20 protein-coding genes are annotated in these 24,092 nt (G+C 52.6%); 8 read left to right on the top strand and 12 right to left on the bottom strand.

What is annotated here, in order from left to right:
• Nucleotides 1-34 precede the first annotated feature (34 nt).
• Nucleotides 35-1,237, bottom strand: a complete 1,203-nt coding sequence (gene dacC, locus NNN64_RS04410) for a serine-type D-Ala-D-Ala carboxypeptidase (protein WP_137384369.1) — start codon at nt 1,235-1,237, stop codon at nt 35-37.
• A gap of 327 nt (nt 1,238-1,564) precedes the next feature.
• On the opposite strand from dacC, the gene NNN64_RS04405 reads away from it, so the two are divergent.
• Nucleotides 1,565-2,191 carry a glutathione S-transferase family protein gene (locus NNN64_RS04405; RefSeq protein ID WP_048212170.1) on the top strand — a complete coding sequence of 209 codons (627 nt, stop codon included), beginning with the start codon at nt 1,565-1,567 and terminating at the stop codon, nt 2,189-2,191.
• Nucleotides 2,192-2,196: 5 nt separating this feature from the next.
• On the opposite strand, the gene NNN64_RS04400 is transcribed toward NNN64_RS04405, so the two are convergent.
• Nucleotides 2,197-3,294 (bottom strand): PQQ-dependent sugar dehydrogenase, encoded by a 1,098-nt coding sequence (locus NNN64_RS04400; RefSeq protein ID WP_271440618.1) that lies wholly within the window; start codon nt 3,292-3,294, stop codon nt 2,197-2,199.
• A 102-nt stretch (nt 3,295-3,396) separates the two neighbouring features.
• Nucleotides 3,397-3,780, bottom strand: coding sequence for a biofilm formation regulator BssR (gene bssR / locus NNN64_RS04395; protein ID WP_202039054.1), 384 nt, complete (start codon nt 3,778-3,780; stop codon nt 3,397-3,399).
• Nucleotides 3,781-4,011: 231 nt separating this feature from the next.
• On the opposite strand from bssR, the gene NNN64_RS04390 reads away from it, so the two are divergent.
• Complete coding sequence (locus tag NNN64_RS04390) at nt 4,012-4,935, top strand: LysR family transcriptional regulator (protein WP_271440617.1); 924 nt, start codon at nt 4,012-4,014, stop codon at nt 4,933-4,935.
• 35 nt (nt 4,936-4,970) lie between these two features.
• Here NNN64_RS04390 and glgP read toward each other — a convergent pair whose 3' ends face one another.
• Together glgP and NNN64_RS04380 are read right to left on the bottom strand one after the other, a co-directional pair.
• On the bottom strand, nt 4,971-7,421 hold the full coding sequence (glgP, locus tag NNN64_RS04385) for a glycogen phosphorylase (RefSeq protein ID WP_271440616.1): 2,451 nt from the start codon (nt 7,419-7,421) through the stop codon (nt 4,971-4,973).
• Nucleotides 7,422-7,470: 49 nt separating this feature from the next.
• Nucleotides 7,471-7,659, bottom strand: coding sequence for a glycine cleavage system protein T (locus NNN64_RS04380; protein WP_271440615.1), 189 nt, complete (start codon nt 7,657-7,659; stop codon nt 7,471-7,473).
• Nucleotides 7,660-7,878: 219 nt separating this feature from the next.
• Between NNN64_RS04380 and rimO the strand changes: the two genes are divergently transcribed.
• Nucleotides 7,879-9,186, top strand: coding sequence for a 30S ribosomal protein S12 methylthiotransferase RimO (rimO, locus tag NNN64_RS04375; RefSeq protein ID WP_137384300.1), 1,308 nt, complete (start codon nt 7,879-7,881; stop codon nt 9,184-9,186).
• A 92-nt stretch (nt 9,187-9,278) separates the two neighbouring features.
• Here rimO and gsiD read toward each other — a convergent pair whose 3' ends face one another.
• The 6 genes from gsiD to NNN64_RS04345 all read right to left on the bottom strand — a co-directional run bounded on the left by gsiD (nt 9,279) and on the right by NNN64_RS04345 (nt 16,553).
• Nucleotides 9,279-10,190: a glutathione ABC transporter permease GsiD gene (gene gsiD / locus NNN64_RS04370; RefSeq protein WP_137384301.1), complete on the bottom strand. Its 912-nt coding sequence runs from the start codon at nt 10,188-10,190 to the stop codon at nt 9,279-9,281.
• A 2-nt stretch (nt 10,191-10,192) separates the two neighbouring features.
• Nucleotides 10,193-11,113: a glutathione ABC transporter permease GsiC gene (gene gsiC / locus NNN64_RS04365; RefSeq protein WP_137384302.1), complete on the bottom strand. Its 921-nt coding sequence runs from the start codon at nt 11,111-11,113 to the stop codon at nt 10,193-10,195.
• A gap of 46 nt (nt 11,114-11,159) precedes the next feature.
• Nucleotides 11,160-12,698, bottom strand: coding sequence for a glutathione ABC transporter substrate-binding protein GsiB (gene gsiB / locus NNN64_RS04360; protein WP_271440614.1), 1,539 nt, complete (start codon nt 12,696-12,698; stop codon nt 11,160-11,162).
• 28 nt (nt 12,699-12,726) lie between these two features.
• Nucleotides 12,727-14,598 carry a glutathione ABC transporter ATP-binding protein GsiA gene (gsiA, locus tag NNN64_RS04355; protein ID WP_271440613.1) on the bottom strand — a complete coding sequence of 624 codons (1,872 nt, stop codon included), beginning with the start codon at nt 14,596-14,598 and terminating at the stop codon, nt 12,727-12,729.
• Nucleotides 14,585-15,550: a beta-aspartyl-peptidase gene (gene iaaA / locus NNN64_RS04350; protein ID WP_271440612.1), complete on the bottom strand. Its 966-nt coding sequence runs from the start codon at nt 15,548-15,550 to the stop codon at nt 14,585-14,587. Before iaaA ends, gsiA begins: the two co-directional genes overlap by 14 nt.
• 214 nt (nt 15,551-15,764) lie before the next feature.
• On the bottom strand, nt 15,765-16,553 hold the full coding sequence (locus NNN64_RS04345) for an aminoglycoside adenylyltransferase family protein (RefSeq protein ID WP_271440611.1): 789 nt from the start codon (nt 16,551-16,553) through the stop codon (nt 15,765-15,767).
• 178 nt (nt 16,554-16,731) lie between these two features.
• On the opposite strand from NNN64_RS04345, the gene moeA reads away from it, so the two are divergent.
• Nucleotides 16,732-17,967, top strand: a complete 1,236-nt coding sequence (gene moeA, locus NNN64_RS04340; protein WP_271440610.1) for a molybdopterin molybdotransferase MoeA — start codon at nt 16,732-16,734, stop codon at nt 17,965-17,967.
• Complete coding sequence (moeB, locus tag NNN64_RS04335) at nt 17,967-18,716, top strand: molybdopterin-synthase adenylyltransferase MoeB (RefSeq protein ID WP_271440609.1); 750 nt, start codon at nt 17,967-17,969, stop codon at nt 18,714-18,716. Before moeA ends, moeB begins: the two co-directional genes overlap by 1 nt.
• An 86-nt stretch (nt 18,717-18,802) precedes the next feature.
• On the opposite strand, the gene fsa is transcribed toward moeB, so the two are convergent.
• Nucleotides 18,803-19,465 carry a fructose-6-phosphate aldolase gene (fsa, locus tag NNN64_RS04330; RefSeq protein ID WP_271440608.1) on the bottom strand — a complete coding sequence of 221 codons (663 nt, stop codon included), beginning with the start codon at nt 19,463-19,465 and terminating at the stop codon, nt 18,803-18,805.
• A gap of 132 nt (nt 19,466-19,597) precedes the next feature.
• Here fsa and NNN64_RS04325 point away from each other — a divergent pair, with 132 nt between their 5' ends.
• The 3 genes from NNN64_RS04325 (at nt 19,598) to NNN64_RS04315 (ending at nt 23,980) form a co-directional block, all read left to right on the top strand.
• Nucleotides 19,598-20,497 (top strand): glycyl-radical enzyme activating protein, encoded by a 900-nt coding sequence (locus NNN64_RS04325; RefSeq protein ID WP_271440607.1) that lies wholly within the window; start codon nt 19,598-19,600, stop codon nt 20,495-20,497.
• 5 nt (nt 20,498-20,502) lie between these two features.
• Entirely contained in the window at nt 20,503-22,935 is a 2,433-nt protein-coding gene (locus NNN64_RS04320; protein ID WP_271440606.1) for a formate C-acetyltransferase/glycerol dehydratase family glycyl radical enzyme, read from the top strand.
• Between the two features lie 229 nt (nt 22,936-23,164).
• The gene (locus NNN64_RS04315; RefSeq protein ID WP_271440605.1) at nt 23,165-23,980 is read left to right on the top strand and encodes a Cof-type HAD-IIB family hydrolase; all 816 of its coding nucleotides are present in this window, start codon (nt 23,165-23,167) and stop codon (nt 23,978-23,980) included.
• The last annotated feature ends 112 nt before the right edge of the window (nt 23,981-24,092 follow it).

Below are 24,092 nucleotides of genomic sequence, written 5' to 3'. Positions count from 1 at the left end.
ACGGTGCTATCACCTCGTCATCCGGCATCAGCAATTAAGAGAACCAGCCACCAAACCACTGGTGGAATTTCATCATAACGAAGTCCCACATCCGGCTAAAGAATCCCCCCTCTTCCACCGCTTCCATCACCATCAACGGACGCTGTTCAATAGATTTTCCGTTCAACTGGAAGTCGATTGTCCCCACAACCTGGCCTTTCTTCAGTGGCGCAGTCAGTTGTGGCTCTGTCAGGGTAAAGCTCGCCTTCAGGTTTTTCAGCTGGCCGCGCGGAATGGTTACAGACCCACCTTCCCCGGCGCCCAGATTGACTTCACTCTTATCACCAAACCAGACACGTTGGGTCACAAAGGTGGCATCCGGTTTAATCGGCGTAACGGTTTCAAAGAAGCGGAAACCCCATGTCAGTAGCTTTTCGGATTCATTAAAGCGAATGCGATCGGTTTTTGCCCCCAGCACCACGGAGATCAAACGCATATCGCCCTGTGTCGCGGATGCAACCAGGTTATAACCTGCTCCCGCCGTGGTGCCCGTTTTCATACCATCCACATTCAGGTTGGTACTCCACAGCAGGCGGTTACGGTTTGGCTGGCGAATTTTATTAAAAGTAAACTCTTTCTCTTTATGGATGGCGTACTCTTCCGGCACATCGTGGATTAACGCTTTACCCAACAATGCCATATCACGCGCGGTACTGAACTGCCCTGCGGCATCCAGGCCATGTACCGTCTGGAAAGTCGTGTTCGTCAGTCCCAGTTTTTGCGCATAGCCGTTCATCAAACCAATAAACGATTCCTGGCTTCCGGCAACATAATCAGCGAGCGCAATACAGGCATCATTACCAGACTGAATGATCACGCCTTTGTTCAGATCGGACACCGCAACCTGATCGCCAGGCTTGAGGAACATCACCGAAGAGCCGCGCAGGGCCGGATTCCCGGTAGCCCAGGCATCTTTCCCGACGGTAACCATGTCATTCAGATTAATTTTCCCGGCTTTTAGCGCCTGACCGACCACATAGCTGGTCATAATCTTGGTCAGACTAGCGGGATCCAGTTTCTCATCGGCATTACCTTCCGCCAGCACTTTGCCGCTGGCGTAATCCATTAAGATCCACGCACGTGCGTCAACGCTCGGCGGGGCCGTTGGTTGTTCCGCCGCCTGTACGGTCGGCGCAAAAAGGATTAACAGTGCTGAACCTGCAGCAAGGCTGCGTAGGGAAGAGAAGTATTGCGTCATAAATGCCACCCGAGTATCCATTCCAAAAAACCACGTCATACCACACCGTGTTTACACAAAACCGGCCAAGTTGCCTCAGCCAACCATACAGAAAAGTTCTGATGGATGACGTGTAAAATAAGTGCGGTGAGTAATAACGCACTAACGAGCTTAAAGAAACCGTAAGTTGGTAAAGTTTTTAAAGTTTATGCAATAACGCTGCGCTGCGCTGCTCTCATCACGATTTTTTTGCGCCTTGTTGCGTAAATATTAGGTTTACCCCACCATGTGAGCGAGTCAGATAGAGAATGCAGCCATAACGCTGCTCAATTAATTTGCGGGGTTACTATGATTACACTGTGGGGTCGCAATAATTCGACCAACGTAAAAAAAGTATTGTGGACACTCGAAGAACTGGAACTGCCGTACAGCCAAATTCTGGCTGGCGGACAGCATGGCGTAAATCATGACGCAGATTATCTGGCGATGAACCCTAACGGGCTGGTTCCACTGCTACGCGATGACGAAACAGACGTATTGCTGTGGGAATCCAATACCATTGTCCGCTACCTGGCAGCCCAGTACGGGCAAAAACGACTGTGGGTTGACGCCCCGGCGAAACGCGCCGAGGGCGAAAAATGGATGGACTGGGCTAACCAGACGCTGAGCCCTGCACATCGGGTTATCTTATTTGGTCTGGTCAGAACCCCTGCCGATCAACGCGATCAGGCAGCCATCGAGGCCGGTGCGAAAGTCTGTGATAACCTGTTTGCCATTCTCGACAACGCACTGGCCGACCGGGCATGGTTCTCTGGCGCTGAATTTGGCACTGCGGACATCGCCGTCGCGCCGTTCATCTATAACCTGTTTAATGTCGGCTTGAGCTGGACGCCGCGCCCCCACCTGGAACGTTGGTATCAACAGCTCACCGAGCGCCCGGCATTCCAGAAAGTCGTGATGATCCCGGTCAGCTAATCCTGTCAGGGACTCACTTTCAGTAATTCCCCGTCGGACTCGTCGGTTAATACATACAAATAGCCGTCTGGTCCGACGCGCACATCGCGGATTCGCTGCCCTCTGTCATGCAAAATTCGCCCGTCTTCCGTCACTGTATTGCCCTTCACGCTTAACACAATCACCCCCTGTTCTTTCAGCGCGCCAATAAACAGTTTGTGTCGCCACTGTGGGAACGTATCGTGGTTATAAAAGGCCATCCCACTGACTGCAGGTGATTTTTCCCAGTAAAAGATAGGCTGCTCAGTGCCCGCCACAATTGAGCCTTTTGCTTCGGGGATGTTGAAACCACTGTAGTTAACACCCCATGTCGCGATTGGCCATCCATAGTTTTTACCTTTCTCGGGGATATTGATCTCATCTCCACCACGCGGACCATGCTCGTTGAGCCACAACGCATCGCTCCAGGGATTCATCGCCATCCCCTGCGGATTACGGATGCCATACGACCATATTTCAGCCCGCGCGCCAGTCTGATTCACAAACGGGTTATCCGGTGGAATTTTGCCCTCGTCTGTTAGTCGAACTACTTTGCCCTGTAATTTATCCAGCTCCTGAGCGGTTATGCGCTGGTTATTCTCGCCAAGGCCTATAAACAGATAACCTTTGCCATCAAATACCATACGCCCGCCAAAATGGTTCCCGGTTGATAACTTAGGCATTTGGCGGAATACCGTCTGGAAGCCCTGCAGGTGTTTACGATCGTCACTTAGCCGCCCGTAGCCTACTGCTGTTCCGGCTTTCCCTTCACTGTCAGCTTCCGCAAAGCTAATCCATACCCGCCGGGATTGGGCAAAATCCGGCGCTAACACCACATCGAGCAAGCCGCCCTGGCCATTCGCCCAAACCTTAGGGACGCCAGTCAGTGGATCGGAAAGCCCCTTATCGGGTTGCCAGAGCCGAAGCTGCCCTCCTCTGAGCGTAATCAGCATACTGCGATTATCCGGTAAAAAGGCCAGCGACCACGGGTGGTCGAGTTTGGTTTGCAGGACCTCCACCTTGACGGCAGCGGCATAGGGGGAAAGCAACGCCAATGAGGCAACACAGAGAAAGAGTCGACGCATAGCACCTCCTTAATGGCTCTGCTTAAAGCGTAGCCAGCAAGGGGAATTATCCCGCCACCTTTACATAATCTTAACGAAAAGGGGGAGCGCTCTCCCCCTGGTTCAGATGTGTTCCAGCGTTGAATAAGCTTGCAAACTCTGGATACTCAGCGTCAGCGTTGTCAGGCAGTTTTCCAGTTTCTCTGCGTTAACGGCAATAAAGTTCGGACAATCATGATGTCCACTCATCAGACAAACAGCGGTGGCGGCTAACGCCCCTTCAGCACGACGAAGGGCATTCCACTCTTCCTGATCAAGATGCATACCGTGGAGCTGTGATTGATCGTGCAATTCGCGATTCAGTTCAAAAAAGCTATCACGCAGACGATCGCTCTCGCTGACTGACATATAGCCTTTCGCTTTTCTCAACAGCAGATAAGCGGCAAGATCGATACGGGCGTTTATCAATTTGTTGAGAAGATCGGTTCTCAGTCTGTCAACAACCATACCTTGTTCCTCCTCTTTCCAACCATGGTGCAACTTAATAGTATGGTTGTTTTTTGAACAAATTGATGCTCTATATCAATAAAGCCTAATTGATTAACATAATTTACAATGTTACAACTTTCGGCCTGATGCAGGTGTTGCACTTACGCAAAACATCGCGTTTCTGGCATACCGAACATTTTTTGCTATACCTGAAGTGATTACTGCCATAGCGCTGATTATGAGGGATGTATGTCAAAAGCAAGTGATGCAGAAAAAATACGCACACTATCCAAAATCGATCTGAATTTGCTGACAATTTTCTGTTTGATCTATAGCGTGGGTAGTATTTCCAGAGTCGCTGACATGCTGAACATTTCACCTTCTGCCGTTAGCCAGTCACTGCGAAAACTGCGAGAAATGATGGGAGATAATCTCTTTGTCCGTAGCGGAAACGCGCTGTTGCCGACCGTCTACTCTGATGAACTTTATGACAATACGATCCCAATTATCGACAAACTATCGACGCTGATGCCGCTTTCCTCTCCGGCGGCGAAAAAAAGGCTAACGCTGTATACCGAGTCATTTATTTCCCCGATTGTTATTCCCGATGTCACGGCCAGAATAATCAATACCGATGCGGATATCAGTCTCCTGCACCTCACCGCTGATTTAAACGAGCAGAGCATTGTTGAGTTATTAAACATGCGCCAGGCTGATGTGGTGTTTTCAACATTTTCCGTTGAGTCAGGAAATATCACCTGCCAGAAAATATCTGATATGCGGCTGGTTCTCGTCGCCTCGCAGAATAATACGTTATACGGAAATGCAATTACAGAGGAGCAGTTCAGAAGTGCCAACCTGGTGGGTTACAATACCAAGAATGAAAAAATAATTTACCACCGGAGTATTGTGGATAAAAAATTCAGAACCGGTGAACGTTGTCTGCTGACCTCTTCTTTTACGGCAATACTGACTATTGTGTCCACAACCCAATGCTTAGGGGTGATCCCGGAAAAGGTATTCGAAACACACGCGCATCTGTATGGTCTTAAAAAGATAAACACACCATTTCCGTTACCGCAATTTAGTGTGTTTTCTTCTTCACGCAAAGATGGTACGGCCCATAAAATACTGTCACCCATTCTGACTGATTTACAAACGACCTCCCGGTGATAAATTCCCGGGAGGCCAGATGCCGCCATTAATAACTACACGCGGATTTTAGCGATACGCCAGATATGGTCAGCATATTCCTGTACCGTTCTGTCTGACGAGAAATACCCCATATTAGCAATATTATGCATCGTCTTTGTCGTCCACTCGCGGGGATAACGATATAACTCATCTACCGAATCCTGGCAATCCACATAGCTGCGGTAATCCGCTAATACCTGATAGTAGTCGCCAAAGTTGATTAGCGAATCCAGAACATCTCTGTAGCGTCCGGGCTCTTCTGGGCTGAACACCCCCGTACCCATTTGCGTCAGTACCTGATGTAACTCCGCATCGTTTTCAAAAATACAGCGCGGGTTATAGCCATCGCGACGTAGCGCATCAACCTCACTCGCCGTATTACCAAAGATAAAGATGTTATCTTCCCCAACGTATTCACGCATTTCTATATTCGCACCATCCAGCGTACCGATCGTTAGCGCCCCATTCAGCCCAAACTTCATGTTGCTGGTACCGGATGCTTCCGTCCCGGCCAGGGATATTTGTTCAGAAAGATCGGCTGCCGGAATGATCATTTGCGCCAGGCTAACGTTGTAATCCGGGATAAACACCACCTTCATCTTGCCGCCAATTTGCGGATCGTTATTCACTAATCTCGCCACATCATTAATTAGGCGAATGATCTGTTTCGCCATGTGATAGGACGACGCCGCTTTGCCCGCAAAGATATTCACACGCGGCACCCAGGTAGCATCCGGTGCCGCTTTAATGCGGTTATAGCGAGTGATGACATGGAGCACATTCAGTAACTGCCGCTTATATTCATGAATACGCTTCACCTGCACATCAAACAACGCACCAGAATCCACCACCACCCCATACTGTGTTGCAATATGGTGCGCCAGTCGCTGCTTGTTTACTCGTTTCGCTCGATATACCGCCTCATTCACCGACGGATAATCAATATACTGCTTCAGCTCGCCCAACTGCATTAACCGGGTCCGCCAGCTATCACCGATATTCTCATCCAGCACTTTTGCAAGCGGAGGATTAGCCAGCGCCAGCCAGCGGCAAGCCGTGACACCATTGGTCACATTGGTGAAACGCAGCGGAAAGATGCGTGCAAAGTCAGCAAACAGTGATTCCGTCATCAATTTGGAATGGAGTGCCGACACGCCGTTTACCTTATGACTAACCACGACTGCCAGCCAGGCCATGCGCACCACTCGACCATGGGATTCATCAATGAGCGATACACGTTTCAACAGCTCACTGTCATCACGATATCGCTCCTGCAACGTCTTCAGAAAGCGATCGTTAATTTCGAAAATAATCTGCAAGTGACGCGGCAAAAGTCGACTCAGCATCTCGACCGGCCATGTCTCCAGCGCCTCACTCATCAGCGTGTGATTGGTGTATGAAAAAATCTGACAGGTCACATCAAACGCGTTATCCCAACTGAACTGGTGATGATCAATTAGCAGACGCATCAGTTCCGGAATCGCCAGGACCGGGTGAGTATCATTGAGGTGAATCGCAATTTTATCCGCCAGATTATCGTAAGTCCGGTGTAACTGGTAATGGCGACTCAGGATATCCTGAATCGTTGCCGAGGCCAGAAAATAAGCCTGCCGCAAGCGCAGTTCACGCCCTGCATCGGTGGAATCATCCGGATACAGGACCCGTGAAATCCGATCAAAGTGGTATTTATTTTCTACTTCGGTGGCAAAGTCATCATGTGGATTTAATTTCCCGGCATTGACCTCACTATTCACCTGTACATTCCACAGCCGCAGCGTATTCGTCGTGTCGGTCGCATAGCCGGGAATAATCTGGTCATGTGCAACAGCCAGAATATCCTCGGTTTCAATCCAGCGGGCTTTATTCCCCTCCAGTTGCACGCGTCCGCCAAAACGCACTTTATAATGCGTATTATGACGTTTGAACTCCCATGGGTTCCCGTATTCCAGCCAGTAGTCCAGTGACTCTTTCTGAACACCATCGATGATATTTTGTTTAAACATACCGTAGTTGTAGCGAATTCCGTAACCGCATCCAGGTAAGCCCAGCGTTGCCAGCGAATCAAGGAAACAGGCCGCCAGACGACCCAGGCCGCCATTTCCGAGCCCAGGGTCATTCTCCTCGTCGATCAGATCTTCCAGATCCAGCCCCATCGCCTCCAGCGCGCTCCGGACTTCATCATATAAGCCCAAAGAGAGTAGCGCATTGGAGAGCGTGCGGCCGATGAGAAACTCCATCGACAGATAATAAACCTGGCGGGCATCCTGAGAGAATTGTGCCCGATTAGAGCGGTGCCACCGCTCAACCATTCGATCGCGTACAGCATATAACGTCGCATTCAACCACTCCCGTTTCGTGGCAATGGCGGGATCTTTCCCGATAGTAAATAAAAGCTTATTGGCGATATCATCTCTCAGCTTATCAACATCAGAATCCGGGGCAACCGGAAGCGGTGAAATATACATATGGGCATTACCTTTCATAATATTGTAGGATACGTAACAGACAGGTGAATTATTTAAAATCTGCTTTGCGAACGTCAGCTTTATTTCGAATGACTTCATGACTGGCGAGAAAACTTAATTCCGACATTAATACCCGCCAACTCAGCCCCGTAGCCAGGGAGATATAATATAAACTCACTCCGTTAGCATACAGTGTTTTAGCCATTTCAAGTTTCGACTTCAAAACAATTTCTTTCAAAATAAACCTCATTAATAACGCTCGACGAGATAAAATTTACGATAATCAGTTTCTATAGCCAAGAAGTGGCACTTAAAGCCGGAATTAGACTCGCTAAACACCTTTCACTAACAGAAACACGTGATGGGTGTTCTCTGTGTATTATGCCGATCAGATATAGATGTCGTGTGAAGGCATCTGTATAATCCCCCGATTACGAGCAATGTACAGTATAAGAAAATGGCAAAAATTGGTTTTATATCACTAGGTTGTCCGAAAAACCTCGTCGATTCTGAGCGCATCCTGACCGAACTTCGTACCGAAGGCTATGATGTTGTGCCAAGTTACGACGATGCGGATATGGTCATCGTTAACACCTGCGGCTTTATCGACAGCGCCGTTCAGGAGTCACTGGAAGCCATTGGCGAAGCGCTGAACGAAAACGGCAAAGTGATCGTCACTGGCTGTCTGGGTGCCAAAGTCGATCAGATCCGTGAAGTCCACCCGAAGGTGCTGGAAATTACCGGACCGCACAGCTACGAACAGGTTCTGGAGCACGTGCATCACTACGTGCCGAAGCCGAAGCACAACCCGTTCCAGAGTCTGGTTCCAGAGCAGGGTGTCAAACTGACCCCGCGCCATTATGCCTATTTGAAGATTTCTGAAGGCTGTAATCACCGCTGCACATTCTGCATTATTCCATCCATGCGTGGTGATCTGGTGAGCCGTCCGATTGGCGACGTTCTTAGCGAAGCTAAACGTCTGGTCGATGCAGGCGTGAAAGAGATTCTGGTGATCTCCCAGGATACTTCTGCTTACGGTGTGGATGTGAAGCATCGTACCGGTTTCCATAACGGCGAGCCGGTTAAAACCAGCATGGTTGACCTGTGCGAACAGTTGTCAAAACTGGGTATCTGGACCCGTCTGCACTACGTCTATCCGTATCCGCACGTCGATGATGTGATCCCGCTGATGGCGGAAGGGAAAATCCTGCCGTATCTGGATATCCCACTGCAGCACGCCAGCCCGCGTATTCTGAAACTCATGAAACGCCCTGGTTCTGTGGACCGACAGCTGGCACGGATTAAACAGTGGCGTGAGATCTGCCCTGAACTGACCCTGCGTTCAACGTTTATTGTTGGCTTCCCGGGCGAAACCGAAGAAGACTTCCAGATGCTGCTCGACTTCCTGAAAGAAGCGCGTCTTGACCGCGTCGGCTGCTTTAAATACAGCCCGGTAGAAGGTGCAGGAGCCAACGATCTGCCAGATCAAATCCCGGAAGAGGTAAAAGAAGAACGCTGGAACCGCTTTATGCAACTGCAGCAGCAGATCTCTGCTGAACGTTTGCAGGAGAAAGTCGGCCGCGAGATTCTGGTCATCGTTGATGAAGTTGACGAAGAAGGCGCGATTGGTCGAAGTATGGCTGATGCCCCTGAAATCGACGGTGCGGTATATCTGAATGGCGAAACCAACGTGAAGCCTGGCGACATCCTCCGCGTGAAAGTCGAAAACGCAGATGAATACGATCTGTGGGGCACGCGCGTTTAAATAGCGTAACCCAACGTAGGCCGGATAAGGCATTTATGCCGCATCCGGCAACGCCTGATGGCGACGCTAAAGCGTCTTATCAGGCCTACGGTTCACCCTTTAATTTTCGGATCCAGCGCGTCGCGCAACCCATCCCCCAGCAGGTTAAACGCCAGCACCGTCAGGAATATCGCCACCGCCGGGAAAATCGCCACGTGGGGCGCGATCACCATGTCAGCCCGCGCTTCATTGAGCATGGCCCCCCACTCTGGCGTCGGCGGCTGCGCGCCTAAACCGAGGAAGGACAGACTTGCGGCAGAAATGATTGACGTCCCGATACGCATGGTGAAAAAAACCACGATTGAAGAGACCGTACCCGGCAAAATATGGTTAAAGATAATGGTCGCGTCGCTGGCACCAATGCTGCGTGCTGACTCAATAAATGTTTGTTGCTTAAGCACCAACGTATTGCCACGAACCAGTCGCGCAAAAGCCGGAATGGAAAACACCGCAACCGCAATAATCACATTCGCAATCCCGCTTCCCAGCACCGCCACCACTGCTATTGCCAGCAATATCCCCGGAAAGGCAAACAGTACGTCACAGATACGCATAATCAGCCGATCCCACCAGCCTTCGTAATACCCGGCGAGCAGCCCCAGCACCGTGCCAATCGCCGCGCCAATAAAGACGGCAAAGACCCCGGCCGCCAGCGAAATTTGTGCGCCAACCAGTACGCGGCTAAAAATATCCCTGCCTAACGAATCCACGCCAAACCAGTGCAGCATCGACGGTCCGTCATTCAGCCGGTCGTAATCGAAGTAGTTTTCAGCATCAAATGGGGTCAACCAACGGGCAAAGATGGCCACCAGGATCAGGGCCAGCACAAATAACCCCGCGATCATCGCAACATGTTGACGACGAAAACGACGCCAGAACTCATGCCACGGCGTACGTATTTGATCTGGCTTAACGAGGGGCATCGCATTTAAAATCGCCTGTCGGCGCCAGTTAAAAAATCGCATCCTTACTTGTACCTGATAGCCGGATTAATGGCGGCATAGAGTACATCCACCACTAAGTTGATAAGAATAAATTCCAGGGAGAACAACAACACTTCGGCCTGGATCACCGGATAGTCACGCATTTCAACTGAGTCGACCAACAATCGCCCAAGCCCAGGCCAGTTGAATACCTTCTCAACCACAATCGAGCCACCCAGCAAAAAGCCAAACTGCAGCCCCATCATCGTGACAACCGGGATCATCGCGTTACGCAGACCATGTTTTAGCACCACCCAGGTTTCACTCACTCCCTTCGCCCGCGCGGTGCGCATATAGTCCTCGCTAAGCACATCGACAAACGAGGCGCGGGTAAAACGGGCGAGTACCGCCGCCACCGCCGCCCCTAGCGTGATTGAAGGGAGAATGTAGTGCAACCAGGTATCCGCGCCTACGGTCGGTAGCCAACCCAACTCAACGGAAAAGATCTGCATTAACAGCATGCCAAGCGCAAAGGCCGGGAAAGAGATCCCAGTGACCGCCAACGTCATACTCAACCTGTCAGGCCAGCGGTTGCGCCAAACGGCGGCAATGATCCCCGCCGTCATACCAAACAAAACCGCCCACGCCATGCTGGCGATCGTCAACCACAGCGACGGCATAAAACGGCTGGCAATCTCATCGGCAACCGGACGGCGAGAAACCATCGAGGTACCGAAATCGCCTTGTAATACGTTGGTCATGTAATGCCAGAACTGAACGTGCAGCGGCTGATCCAGGCCCAACTGCCGACGTACCAACTCAATCACCTCTGCATCAGCCTCCGGCCCGGCAATAAGCCGCGCCGGATCGCCGGGTAGCAAGTGAACAAACAAAAACACCAGCACCGCCACAATTAACAGCGTCGGAATCAACCCCAGCAGGCGCTTGAAAACATAGTTGAGCATCAGACTCCCTTCGCCGGCCCCGTCCATGCAGGGCCGAATGAATAGCTTATTTCAAATCCGCGTCATCAAAACTAAACCCGGTGTCGGGCATGATCCAGAATCCGGTCAAATTCGTACTGTGCGCCGAAATCAGTTTCTCCACCACCAGCGGGATCCACGGCGACTCTTTCCAGATAATATCCTGCGCGTCTTTGTACAACTGCGCTTTTTGCGCCGGATCGTTAGTCTGCAATGCCGCCGTTAAATCAGCGTCCACCTGCTTGTTACTGTAGAACGCGGTATTAAACAAGGTTGGCGGCCAGTTTTGTGACGCAAACAGCGGCGACAGCGCCCAGTCCGCTTCGCCCGTAGACGCCGACCAGCCGGTGTAGAACATCCGTACCCCGCTTTCTTTCTGCGCCTTGCCCTCAACTTCTGCGGCCCGCTGCCCGGCATCCATCGCCGTGACCTGAGCCTTCACGCCCACCTGTGCCAGCTGCTGCTGGGTAAATTGCAGCACTTTCTGCGCGGTGCTGTGGTTGTGAGATGACCACAGCGTGGTGGTAAAGCCGTTGGGATAACCCGCTTCTTTCAGTAATTCGCGTGCTTTTGCCGGATCGTAAGGCCACGGCGTGTAGCTTTGCGCATAGGCTATCGATGGCGGAAGAACGCCAGTTGCCGGCGTGGCATAACCCGCAAACGCCACTTTCACCAACGCCTGACGGTTGATGGCATAATTCAACGCCTCGCGCACCTTCGGATTATCGAACGGTTTTTGCGTGACGTTCATGCTGATATAACGCTGCATAATAGACGGGCTGGCGACCAGTTCCAGGTTTTTATTCTTCGCCAGTAACGCGGCCTGCTCGTACGGAATGGGGAAAGCAAACTGCGCTTCCCCGGTTTGCAGCATTGCCGCACGCGTATTGTTGTCCGTTACCGGACGCCAGGTAATCGTATCAAGCTTTGGCAACCCTTGCTGCCAGTAGCCCGCGAACTTCTTAACTTTGACAAAGTCGGTCTGATTCCAGGTTTCAAGCTGGTACGGCCCCGTCCCTACCGGATGGAAACCGATCTCTTTCCCGTATTTCTCCAGCGCGGCCGGAGATATCATCGCCGTAGCCGGATGCGCCAGAATATTGATAAAGGCAGAGAATGGCTGCTTCAGCGTAATCTTCACCGTAGCGGGATCAACAACCTCGGTTTTATCGATATTCTTATACAGGTTATAGCGTTTAAGGTGATTTTCCGGATTGCTGGCGCGATCAAGGTTGGCTTTTACCGCAGCCGCATTGAAGTCAGTCCCATCCTGAAACTTCACGCCCTGTCGCAGTTTAACGGTATACGTCAGGCCATCATCAGAAACGGTATAGCTTTCCGCCAACACATTTTTCAGCTTCATCTCTTTATCAAGGCCGAACAGTCCCTGGTAAAACGACTTGGCTACCGCCTGCGACAACGTGTCGTTGGCATCATAAGGGTCGAGCGTGGTGAAATTGGACCCTACCGCAACCACCACATCTTTGGCAGCCCAGGACGGGGATGCAGCCAGCGCTGAGGCGACCCCCAGAGCAACCAGCCATTTACGAGCAACAATTTTTGCCATGTTATTCTCCTTAAACCCTGCCTGCCTGTCATAAACGCGAAAGCGCATTTTCCGCTGGCGCACGCGCAACATAATGCCCCGGTCCCACTAACTGGAGTGAAACCGGGGGGATCTCTTCACCGCGTTTGCGGATATTACTGGGGATATCATCCGACAACAGCACGCGCTGTGGCCTTTGATACGATGGATCGGCAACCGGGACTGCCGCCATAAGTTTTCGCGTGTAGGGATGCTGTGGATTCTCAAACACCGCCCGTCGGGTACCGATCTCAACAATCTGCCCCAGGTACATCACCGCCACGCGGTGACTAATACGCTCCACCACCGCCATATCGTGGGAAATAAACAGGTACGCAATACCCATTTCCCGCTGTAGGTCGAGCAACAGGTTAATAATTTGCCCGCGAATAGAGACATCCAGTGCCGAGACGGACTCATCGGCAATGATCACTTTTGGATTGAGCGCCAACGCCCGGGCTATACAGATACGTTGCCGCTGACCGCCGGAAAATTCGTGCGGATAGCGCCAGGCGTGCTCAGGTAGCAACCCGACACGCTCCAGCAACCACGCGACCCGTTTTGTCGCCGCATCGCCTTGTAACAAACCGTGCACCCGCAATGGCTCTAAGATGGAATATCCCACCGTCTGGCGCGGGTCGAGCGACGCATAAGGGTCCTGGAAGATAAACTGGATATCCCGACGCAGCGGCTGCAACTTGCTGGCGGCCAGGGTATCAATGCGTTGTCCATTGAAGAAAATCTCCCCACGCTGGGACTCCACCAGACGCAACAATGCCCGCCCGGTCGTTGATTTACCGCAACCCGACTCGCCAACCAGTGAAAGCGTTTCGCCGGGCCAGAGATCAAAACTGACGTTTTCCACCGCATGCACCTCGCGGGTCACGCGATTTAGGATGCCGCTACGCAGGGGAAAACGTGTCACCAGGTTGCGAACCCGCAGAATCGGCTCTCCCTCAACCACCGTGTCCTGCTCGGTTTGAGGTTCAACATGATGAGGATTCTGCAGAGAAATAAGCGGGAAGCGTCGCGGAAGGTCGTGCCCGCGCATCTCCCCAAGTTGCGGCACAGCCGCCAACAGCGCTTGAGTGTAAGGATGCTGAGGAGCATGAAAAATTTGCTCAACGCTGCCCGTTTCGACCGCTTCACCCTGGTACATCACCAGCACACGGTCAGCGATATCTGCCACCACCCCCATATCGTGGGTGATAAAAATGACCCCCATCGACATCTCTTGCTGCAGCACTTTTATCAGTTGCAGGATCTGCGCCTGAATAGTGACGTCCAGCGCCGTTGTCGGCTCATCAGCAATCAACACCGCCGGTCGGCATGATAGCGCCATGGCGATCATCACTCGCTGGCGCATTCCGCCGGAAAGCTGGTGTGGATAGCGCGATAAGATGGCCTTCGATTCGGGAATTCGAACCTGGTCAAGCATGCGCTTGGCTTCCACCATTGCCTCTTCGCGACTGGCCCCCTGGTGTAGACGAATGGACTCAGCGATCTGTTCGCCGACGGTAAACACCGGGTTGAGCGACGTCATCGGCTCCTGAAAAATCATCGCGATGTCAGCGCCGCGCACATGGCGCATCTGGGCTGCGCTTTGCTCGCCGAGTTCAATCACCTGCCGATTGCGCCGCCGTAGCAGCATCGCATCACAGCTTACCTCGCCGCCCGCCTGTTCAATCAGACGCATCAGCGATAAGGCCGTTACCGATTTTCCGGAACCGGATTCGCCAACAATCGCCAGCGTTTCACCACGTTTCAGGCGAAACGACAGATTTCGTACGGCGCTGATACGCTGCTGCTCCTGTTCGAAGGCGATATTCAGGTTGCTGACGGCCAGTACGTCACTAACATCAAGCTCATCACTGTGTGGCAACGCTATCTCCTTTTTCCCGATAAATACCGGTGGTTGGCGTATCGCCAGCGTATCCCCATGCGCGGTACATACCTTCGCTGTTAAACGGCAAAGCCACATTCCCTTCATGATCGATAGCAATTAATCCACCGCTGCCGCCCAGCGCCGGCAACTTTTCCATCACCACGCGCTCGCACGCCTCTGACAGACTCAGGCCGCCATAATCCATCAGCGCCGCAATGTCATAGGCCGCCAGCGCGCGAATGAATACTTCTCCGGTTCCCGTACAGGAAACCGCAACGTTGGCATTGTTGGCATAGCAACCCGCGCCAACCAAAGGACTGTCGCCCACCCGCCCCGGTAATTTGTTGGTCATTCCGCCAGTCGAAGTCGCCGCAGCCAGATTGCCGAAAACATCCAGCGCCACCGCGCCGACGGTGCCCATTTTGTTGTTTTCGTCCAGCGGTGTGCCGCTATGATCAAGTACCGTTTTATCCTCAGCACGCGCCACCAGCAGTTGCGCATAGCGTTCAGGGGTAGAGAAAACATCAGCAGAAACGCGTTCCATGCCCTGTGCAATCGCAAACTTCTCCGCCCCTTCGCCAATCATCATGACGTGAGGACTGTGTTCCATCACCAGACGCGCCGCGAGGATCGGGTTACGTAGATGGCTGACTCCGGCAACAGCACCCGCTTGCAGGGTATTACCATCCATGACGCAGGCATCGAGTTCATGGGTTTCATCACGGGTATACACAGCGCCAATTCCGGCGTTAAACAAGGGGCACTCTTCCAGTAGGCGCACAGCCTCAGTGACAACATCCAGCGCGCTACGGCCCGCTTCCAGCATACGTTGACCGGTTTCAACGATATCTGACAGTGCCTGTATATAACGCAACTCCTGCTCCTGGCTTAGCGCTGCGCGGGTTATTGCCCCTGCGCCGCCGTGAATTGCAATGACTGCTTTGCCCATTTTTTTCATCCATTAAGGTGGCAGGTAACGGGGTTATAAATATCAGAATTTCTGTGAGTTATTGATTCGATTTTTGAATATAGAAAGATGCAGACGTCATGTAAAGGTAAAGGCCCCTTCTACAGAGCCAATCCTATTAACCTACGGATAGCGGTGAAATAAGCGGCAGTTGTTCACGAATACGCCAGGCTTATTCCCGATGCGGTTAGATAAACTATTTCAGTAGCCCGGCAATATGTGTTTTTGCGTACCCGACAAAACGTTCAACCGACGGCATCGATTCGGTCCAATCCACGGTGGTTAACCCCAGATACTCCGAACGCGCAGCCTGCAGCATGGCGGCATGTTCAGCGGGCAATTGCGGTATCAGCCAGGATGCGGCCGTCTCTTTAGCAACAATATTACCGGTCACGACGCTATACCAGATACGCGCCAGCGTCAGGATAATATTGCGCTCATCCCCCTGTAAATCCGCCGGCTCGCGCCACAGTTCAAGAATATGACGAAAAGTCTGTAAGACATCGCGTGCCGGGATAGCATGGAATAACGTCTCTGCACACTCACCAAATACCGAAATGCTGCACTGACGGGCTTGCGTCAGCAGAATAGTCAGATCAGGATCTGGCTGTGCGGGCTCATAAATTCCCTCACCAATATCATCACGCAACCATTCACCAAATTGCATTTCTCTTGATGGTGGAAATCGCCACGGCACCAGTTGCGAATAGACCACGATAGTCACTTCCAGTGCCCGATAGCTATCGGCACTGCCCGGCGGTGCTGATATTTCCAGAAAACCCTGCATCAATTCTTTTCTTTGCTGCATATCCAGCGGTTGCCTGATGGTAACCAGCAAATCGATGTCGCTTTGGGGTTTTAATCCCCCTTCAACAGCAGATCCATACAAATGAATAGCAACCAGATTGCCCTCGATAATCCGTGCAATCAGCACGCTGGCGGCATTCACCTGTCGTCGAATTGAGTCCGGGATCGTATTCGTCATTTAGCCCCCAGGGCAAAAAAGAACGGAAATATTGAGTTTATACCGCATTTTTCCTGCAGCGTGACTCTCGGGTGTAAAACCTTTAGCAGATCGGATTCTAAGCCTGAGGTGGCATACTGTCCGCGTCCATTTTCTGACATAATAACCGGATTCGATTTTGCCCCGCAGGAGTCTTCACATGGAATTTACCGCCGGACTGATGCCGCTTGAAACGGCTCTCTCTCAGATGCTTTCGCGTATTACCCCGCTCACCGCCGTCGAAACGCTGCCACTGGTTCAATGCTTTGGCCGTATTCTGGCGACCGATATCGTCTCTCCCATTGATGTCCCTGGATTCGATAACTCGGCAATGGATGGTTATGCGGTGCGTTTGGCCGATCTGCAATCCGGCCAGCCGCTCTCCGTTGCAGGTAAAGCCTTTGCCGGTCAGCCTTTCCATGGTGAATGGCCTGCGGGAACCTGCATTAGAATTATGACCGGCGCCCCGGTACCTGCCGGTTGTGAAGCCGTCGTCATGCAGGAGCAGACAGAACAAACTGACGACGGTATTCGTTTTACCGCCGACGTCCGCAGAGGACAAAATATTCGTTTGCGCGGTGAAGATATCGCCAACGGCGCGGTGGTATTTCCGGCGGGAACACGCCTGACAACCGCAGAACTTCCGGTACTGGCCTCGTTGGGTATTGCGCAGGCACAGGTTGTGCGTAAAGTCCGCGTGGCGTTGTTCTCCACCGGTGATGAACTGCAACTGCCTGGTCAGCCGCTGGGCGACGGGCAGATTTATGATACCAATCGCCTGACCGTGCATCTGATGCTGCAACAGTTGGGCTGTGAAGTAATCAACTTAGGGATTATCCGCGACGATCCTAACGCGCTACGCGCCGCATTTATCGAAGCCGACAGCCAGGCCGATGTTGTCATCAGCTCCGGTGGCGTGTCGGTGGGTGAAGCAGACTACACCAAAACCATTCTGGAAGAGCTGGGAGAGATTGCCTTCTGGAAATTGGCCATCAAACCGGGTAAACCGTTCGCTTTCGGCAAATTAAGCAACAGCTGGTTTTGCGGCCTGCCAGGAAACCCGGTCTCCGCGGCCCTCACGTTCTATCAACTGGTACAACCGTTGCTGGCGAAACTCAGCGGTAACACCGCTTGCGGACTGCCACCACGCCAGCGTGTGCGCACCGCATCACGCCTGAAGAAAACGCCTGGCCGTCTGGATTTTCAGCGCGGAGTATTACAGCGTACCGCAGAAGGCGAACTGGAAGTCACCACCACCGGACATCAGGGATCGCATATTTTTAGCTCCTTTAGCCTCGGCAACTGCTTTATCGTGCTGGAGCGCGATCGCGGCAACGTCGAAGCAGGAGAATGGGTTGAGGTCGAGCCGTTTAACGCCCTGTTTGGAGGCCTGTAATGGCGGAACTCAGCGACCAGGAGATGATGCGCTATAACCGGCAAATCATTTTGCGCGGCTTCGATTTTGAAGGCCAGGAAGCGCTCAAGGAAGCGCGGGTACTGGTCGTGGGTCTGGGTGGGCTTGGTTGTGCTGCCACCCAGTATCTGGCGGGCGCTGGCGTCGGGCAGTTAACCCTGCTCGACTTTGACACCGTGTCCGTTTCAAACCTGCAACGCCAGACGCTGCATAGTGACGCAACCATTGGCCAACCCAAAGTAGAGTCGGCACGCGACGCACTGGCGCGGATTAATCCCTATATCGCTATTACGCCGGTGAATGCCCTTCTCGACGATACCGCAATTCATGCGCTGATCGCCGAACATGATTTGGTGCTGGACTGCACCGATAATGTCAGTATCCGCAATCAGCTCAATGCCGGCTGCTTCGCCGCAAAGATTCCACTGGTATCCGGCGCGGCAATCCGCATGGAAGGACAAATTACGGTCTTCACATACCAGGAGGGTGAGCCCTGCTATCGCTGCCTGAGTCGCCTGTTCGGTGAAAATGCCCTGACCTGTGTAGAAGCCGGTGTAATGGCTCCGCTCATCGGTGTGATAGGTTCACTTCAGGCGATGGAAGCCATTAAGCTGCTGGCAAACTACGGTAAACCGGCATCCGGTAAAATCGTGATGTATGACGCCATGACCTGCCAGTTTCGCGAAATGAAGCTGATGCGTAACCCAGGGTGTGAGGTTTGTAGTCGGTAAAAAAGTCGGGTGGCGGCTTCGCCTTACCCGACCTACAACGGCCCGAACGCAGGCCGGGTAAGCGTTAGCGCCACCCGGCAACAGCATCAGAGAGACGTCCGCCCAAACGCGCTCTGCCAGTCGTGTTCAAACTTCGCCACGGCAGCATCAACAGCCGGGGAGCTAATCAACTGCTGTGCAACATCCAGCGGCAGCGTAATGGCTTCGCAGCCCGCCAGCAGGCAGTCCAGCGCCTGGCGTGGGGTTTTAAAACTGGCGGCCAACACTTTGGCGTGCGGCGCATGCATTTTCAGTAAGCGCTGCAGAGAGTTCACTGTCTGAATGCCATCTCCCCCCTGCGCATCCACGCGGTTTACGTATGGCGCAACATATTCCGCTCCCGCCAGCGCAGCTAACAGCCCCTGAGCAGCACCGTATACCGCCGTCCCCAATGTCGGGATACCCTCTTCCTTCAGCAACTTAATCGCCGCCAGACCTTCTGCCGTCACCGGCACTTTGACCACGATATCCGCGATGATTGCCCGCAGTTTACGCGCATCGCTGACCATACCTTCCGCTGTCGTCGCCATTACCTGAGCAAACAGACGTCCTTGCCCTCCCATCGCTTCCTGCAATTGCGGCAGGAGCACGTCCAGCGTCTGCTTACCTGCCGCCACAATGCTCGGATTGGTTGTCACCCCCGCTAGCGGAAAAACACGCGCCAGGGCCTTTACCGCGGCCACATCAGACGTATCCAAATAGAGTTCCATAACCTTTCCTCAAACGAATAATTAGCATGAATAAAAGGTAGCACGGCGAAACCTCACGGTTAGTTGACGCACGTCAATATAACTTTCATTCGAAAGTAATTTAATCTTTATACGAAAGAAAAGAGGCCGCTTATGATTTTTAATATTCAGCGCTATTCCACTCACGATGGCCCCGGTATTCGTACCGTGGTGTTTCTTAAAGGATGCTCCCTGGGCTGCCGCTGGTGCCAGAATCCGGAAAGCCGCGCCCGCACGCAGGATCTGCTCTATGACGCGCGTTTGTGCCTCGAGGGTTGCGATCTGTGTGCGCAGGCTGCACCGGAAGTGGTTGAACGTGCGCTGAATGGCCTGCTTATTCACCGTGAAAAACTGACCGATGACGCTCTCACTGCGCTGACCGACTGCTGTCCGACTCAGGCGCTGACCGTCTGCGGAGAGATAAAAAGCGTGGAAGACATTATGACAACCGTCCTGCGTGATAAACCGTTTTACGATCGCAGCGGCGGTGGAATCACCCTGTCCGGCGGCGAACCGTTTATGCAGCCGGAGCTGGCAGCCGAATTATTCAAAGCCAGCCACGATGCAGGTATTCATACGGCGGTCGAAACCTGTCTGCATGTCCCATGGAAATATATTGCGCCTTCATTACCCCATATCGATCTGTTTCTTGCTGATTTAAAACATGTGGCTGACGCCCCGTTTAAACAGTGGACCGATGGGCGTGCCGCACGCGTGCTGGAAAATCTGAAAAAACTGGCCGCCGCGGGTAAAAAAATGATTATCCGCGTACCGCTGATTCAGGGATTCAATGCCAACGCTGAAGATATTCAGGCCATTACCGATTTTGCTGCCGACGAACTGCACGTCGATGAGATCCATTTTTTGCCCTATCACACGTTGGGCATCAACAAATACCTCTTACTCAATCAACCCTACAACGCCCCGGAAAAACCGCTTGATGCGCCTGCACTGCTCGAATTTGCCCAGCAGTACGCCAGCCTTAAAGGTTTAACCGCGACCCTACGAGGATAACTGCCATGACGACTCTGAAACTGGACACACTCAGCGACCGCATCAACGCGCATAAAACAGCACTGATCCACATCGTGAAGCCACCGGTTTGTACCGAGCGCGCCCAGCACTATACCGAGATGTACCAGCAGCACCTGGATAAACCCATCCCGGTACGTCGTGCGCTGGCACTGGCTCATCACCTGGCGGAGCGCACTATCTGGATCAAACATGACGAGTTGATCATCGGCAACCAGGCAAGCGAAGTGCGCGCCGCCCCCGTCTTCCCGGAATATACCGTGTCGTGGATCGAAAAAGAGATCGACGACCTCGCCGACAGACCGGGCGCAGGCTTCGCGGTAAGCGAGGAGAATAAACGCGTATTACACGAAGTGTGTCCGTGGTGGCGGGGTCAGACCGTTCAGGATCGCTGCTACGGGATGTTTACCGACGAGCAAAAAGGGCTGCTGGAAACCGGCATTATCAAAGCCGAGGGCAATATGACCTCCGGGGATGCGCACCTGGCGGTGAACTTCCCGCTGCTACTGGAAAAAGGGATTGATGGCCTGCGCCACAAAGTTGATGAGCGCCGTTCCCGCATCAATCTGACCCGCCTTGAAGATCTCCATGGCGAACAGTTCCTGAAAGCAATTGATATTGTGCTGGAGGCCGTCAGCCTGCACATTACCCGCTTTGCCAACCTGGCACGTAAGATGGCTTCAACAGAAGCCCGTACCCACCGTCGCAATGAGCTGCTGGCAATAGCGGAAAACTGCGAGGTGATCGCCCACGAACCGCCAAAAACCTTCTGGCAGGCGCTGCAACTGTGCTACTTCATTCAGTTGATCCTGCAGATTGAGTCCAATGGTCACTCAGTATCGTTTGGCCGAATGGACCAATATCTCTATCCGTACTACCGTCGCGACGTTGAGCTGAACCAGAGCCTAGACCGCGAGCACGCCATTGAGCTGCTGCACAGCTGCTGGTTGAAGCTGCTGGAAGTGAACAAAATCCGCTCCGGCTCCCACTCGAAAGCCTCGGCGGGCAGCCCGCTGTATCAGAACGTCACCATTGGTGGTCAGAATCTGATCAAGGGTCAGGCGGTGGATGCCGTCAATCCACTTTCCTACGCCATTCTGGAGTCCTGCGGCCGCCTGCGTTCTACGCAGCCAAACCTGAGCGTGCGTTATCACGCAGGGATGAGTAATGACTTCCTGGACGCCTGCGTGCAGGTGATCCGCTGCGGCTTTGGCATGCCGGCATTCAATAACGATGAAATCGTTATCCCGGAATTTATCAAACTCGGCATTGAACCCGAGGACGCCTATGACTATGCGGCCATCGGTTGCATCGAAACCGCCGTGGGAGGCAAATGGGGCTACCGCTGCACGGGCATGAGCTTTATTAACTTTGCCCGCGTTATGCTGGCGGCGCTGGAAGGAGGTCGTGATGCCACCAGCGGCAAGGTGTTCCTGCCACAGGAAAAAGCGCTCTCAGCCGGTAATTTCAACAATTTCGACGAAGTGATGGATGCCTGGGATACGCAGATCCGCTACTACACGCGTAAATCTATTGAGATTGAATATGTCGTCGACACCATGCTGGAAGAGAACGTGCATGACATTCTGTGTTCCGCACTGGTAGACGATTGTATTGAGCGCGCAAAAAGCATTAAGCAAGGTGGCGCAAAATATGACTGGGTATCCGGATTACAGGTCGGGATCGCCAACCTCGGCAACAGTCTGGCTGCGGTGAAGAAACTGGTCTTTGAACAAGGAACAATCGGTCAGCAGCAACTGGCGGCCGCACTGGCCGACGATTTTGACGGTCTGACCCACGAGCAGTTGCGCCAGCGTTTAATCAACGGTGCACCAAAGTACGGTAACGACGACGACACTGTTGATACGCTGCTGGCTCGCGCTTATCAGACTTACATCGACGAACTTAAGCAGTATCATAATCCGCGCTACGGCCGCGGCCCGGTTGGCGGTAACTACTATGCCGGGACCTCTTCCATCTCCGCAAACGTACCCTTTGGCGCGGCAACCATGGCAACGCCGGATGGACGTAAAGCACATACGCCGCTGGCTGAAGGTGCAAGCCCGGCTTCCGGTACTGACCACCTCGGCCCAACGGCGGTCATTGGTTCGGTGGGTAAACTGCCGACCGGTTCGATTCTCGGCGGCGTGTTGTTAAACCAGAAGCTAAACCCAGCCACGCTGGAGAATGAATCCGATAAGCAAAAGCTGATTTTCCTGCTGCGGACTTTCTTTGAAGAGCACAAAGGCTGGCATATTCAGTACAACATCGTGTCTCGTGAAACGTTGCTGGACGCGAAAAAACACCCGGATCAGTACCGTGACCTGGTCGTTCGTGTCGCAGGCTATTCCGCTTTCTTCACTGCGCTGTCTCCGGATGCGCAGGACGATATCATCGCGCGAACTGAACATATGCTGTAAACAATATTGCTGGCCGGATGAGACTCCACACTGCCATCCGGCACACTACCCTCCCCATTGCCGGATGCGCTGGCGCTTATCCGGCCTACAACGACAGCACAATCCCCCGTCTTTCACGCACCTGTGGCGTGAAAGACAACGGGAAAACTTTCATTCGAAATTAAATTTGTGCTTCAGGTCACATTGTTATTAGAATATTTCTGGTCGCAGTTATGAGCCAGGAGCCAGTATGACCATCAACGTTATCGTCACCGACATGGACGGAACGTTTCTCGACGACGCCAAAAAGTACGATCGCGTACGATTTATGGCGCAGTATCAGGAACTGAAAAAACGCAACATTGAATTTGTCGTGGCCAGCGGCAACCAGTATTACCAGCTCATCTCTTTTTTCCCGGAACTCAAAGATGAGATCTCTTTTGTCGCCGAGAACGGTGCATTGGTGTTTGAGCATGGTAAACAGCTGTTTCACGGCGAACTGACTCGCCATGAATCGCAAGTTGTGATTGGTGAACTGCTAAAAGATAAGCAGCTCAATTTTGTGGCTTGTGGTCTGCAAAGCGCTTACGTTAGCGAAAATGCGCCGGAGTCCTTTGTGGCGTTGATGTCAAAACACTATCACCGACTGAAGCCAGTTAAAGATTATCAGGACATCGATGATGTGCTGTTCAAATTCTCGCTGAATCTGCCTGACCAGCAAATCCCGCTGGTTATCGATCACCTGCATACTGCTCTCGACGGTATTATGAAACCCGTCACCAGCGGCTTCGGGTTTATCGATCTGATTATTCCAGGTTTACATAAAGCCAATGGTATCAGCCGTCTGCTAAAACGCTGGAACCTGTCACCACAAAACGTCGTCGCCATCGGCGACAGTGGCAACGATGCGGAAATGTTGAAAATGGCGCACTACTCTTTCGCCATGGCTAATGCAGCCGAGAACATCAAATTTATTGCCCGCTATCAGACCGACGATAATAACCATCAAGGTGCACTGAACGTGATTCAGGCCGTGCTGGATAACACCTCCCCTTTCAACGTCTGATCCTGCCAACCGGAGTACCTGCTCCGGTTCTCACCGTTTTTGCATTTCGTGCACGCCATCAAGTTTTTAAACTTGCATTAACTTATTTTTAACTTATATTGCATTTGTAAGT

It is taken from the genome of Citrobacter sp. Igbk 14 (genome assembly GCF_028069825.1).
Lineage (GTDB): Bacteria > Pseudomonadota > Gammaproteobacteria > Enterobacterales > Enterobacteriaceae > Citrobacter.
The sequence above is the reverse complement of the archived record's forward strand: the minus strand, read 5'-3'. Positions and strand labels throughout refer to the sequence as shown.

Coding starts and splice junctions, on each gene's coding strand:
- dacC (WP_137384369.1), bottom strand. CDS start 1,237: ATGACGCAATACTTCTCTTCCCTACGCAGCCTTGCTGCAGGTTCAGCA.
- NNN64_RS04405 (WP_048212170.1), top strand. CDS start 1,565: ATGATTACACTGTGGGGTCGCAATAATTCGACCAACGTAAAAAAAGTA.
- NNN64_RS04400 (WP_271440618.1), bottom strand. CDS start 3,294: ATGCGTCGACTCTTTCTCTGTGTTGCCTCATTGGCGTTGCTTTCCCCC.
- bssR (WP_202039054.1), bottom strand. CDS start 3,780: ATGGTTGTTGACAGACTGAGAACCGATCTTCTCAACAAATTGATAAAC.
- NNN64_RS04390 (WP_271440617.1), top strand. CDS start 4,012: ATGTCAAAAGCAAGTGATGCAGAAAAAATACGCACACTATCCAAAATC.
- glgP (WP_271440616.1), bottom strand. CDS start 7,421: ATGTATATTTCACCGCTTCCGGTTGCCCCGGATTCTGATGTTGATAAG.
- rimO (WP_137384300.1), top strand. CDS start 7,879: ATGGCAAAAATTGGTTTTATATCACTAGGTTGTCCGAAAAACCTCGTC.
- gsiD (WP_137384301.1), bottom strand. CDS start 10,190: ATGCGATTTTTTAACTGGCGCCGACAGGCGATTTTAAATGCGATGCCC.
- gsiC (WP_137384302.1), bottom strand. CDS start 11,113: ATGCTCAACTATGTTTTCAAGCGCCTGCTGGGGTTGATTCCGACGCTG.
- gsiB (WP_271440614.1), bottom strand. CDS start 12,698: ATGGCAAAAATTGTTGCTCGTAAATGGCTGGTTGCTCTGGGGGTCGCC.
- iaaA (WP_271440612.1), bottom strand. CDS start 15,550: ATGGGCAAAGCAGTCATTGCAATTCACGGCGGCGCAGGGGCAATAACC.
- NNN64_RS04345 (WP_271440611.1), bottom strand. CDS start 16,553: ATGACGAATACGATCCCGGACTCAATTCGACGACAGGTGAATGCCGCC.
- moeA (WP_271440610.1), top strand. CDS start 16,732: ATGGAATTTACCGCCGGACTGATGCCGCTTGAAACGGCTCTCTCTCAG.
- moeB (WP_271440609.1), top strand. CDS start 17,967: ATGGCGGAACTCAGCGACCAGGAGATGATGCGCTATAACCGGCAAATC.
- fsa (WP_271440608.1), bottom strand. CDS start 19,465: ATGGAACTCTATTTGGATACGTCTGATGTGGCCGCGGTAAAGGCCCTG.
- NNN64_RS04325 (WP_271440607.1), top strand. CDS start 19,598: ATGATTTTTAATATTCAGCGCTATTCCACTCACGATGGCCCCGGTATT.
- NNN64_RS04320 (WP_271440606.1), top strand. CDS start 20,503: ATGACGACTCTGAAACTGGACACACTCAGCGACCGCATCAACGCGCAT.
- NNN64_RS04315 (WP_271440605.1), top strand. CDS start 23,165: ATGACCATCAACGTTATCGTCACCGACATGGACGGAACGTTTCTCGAC.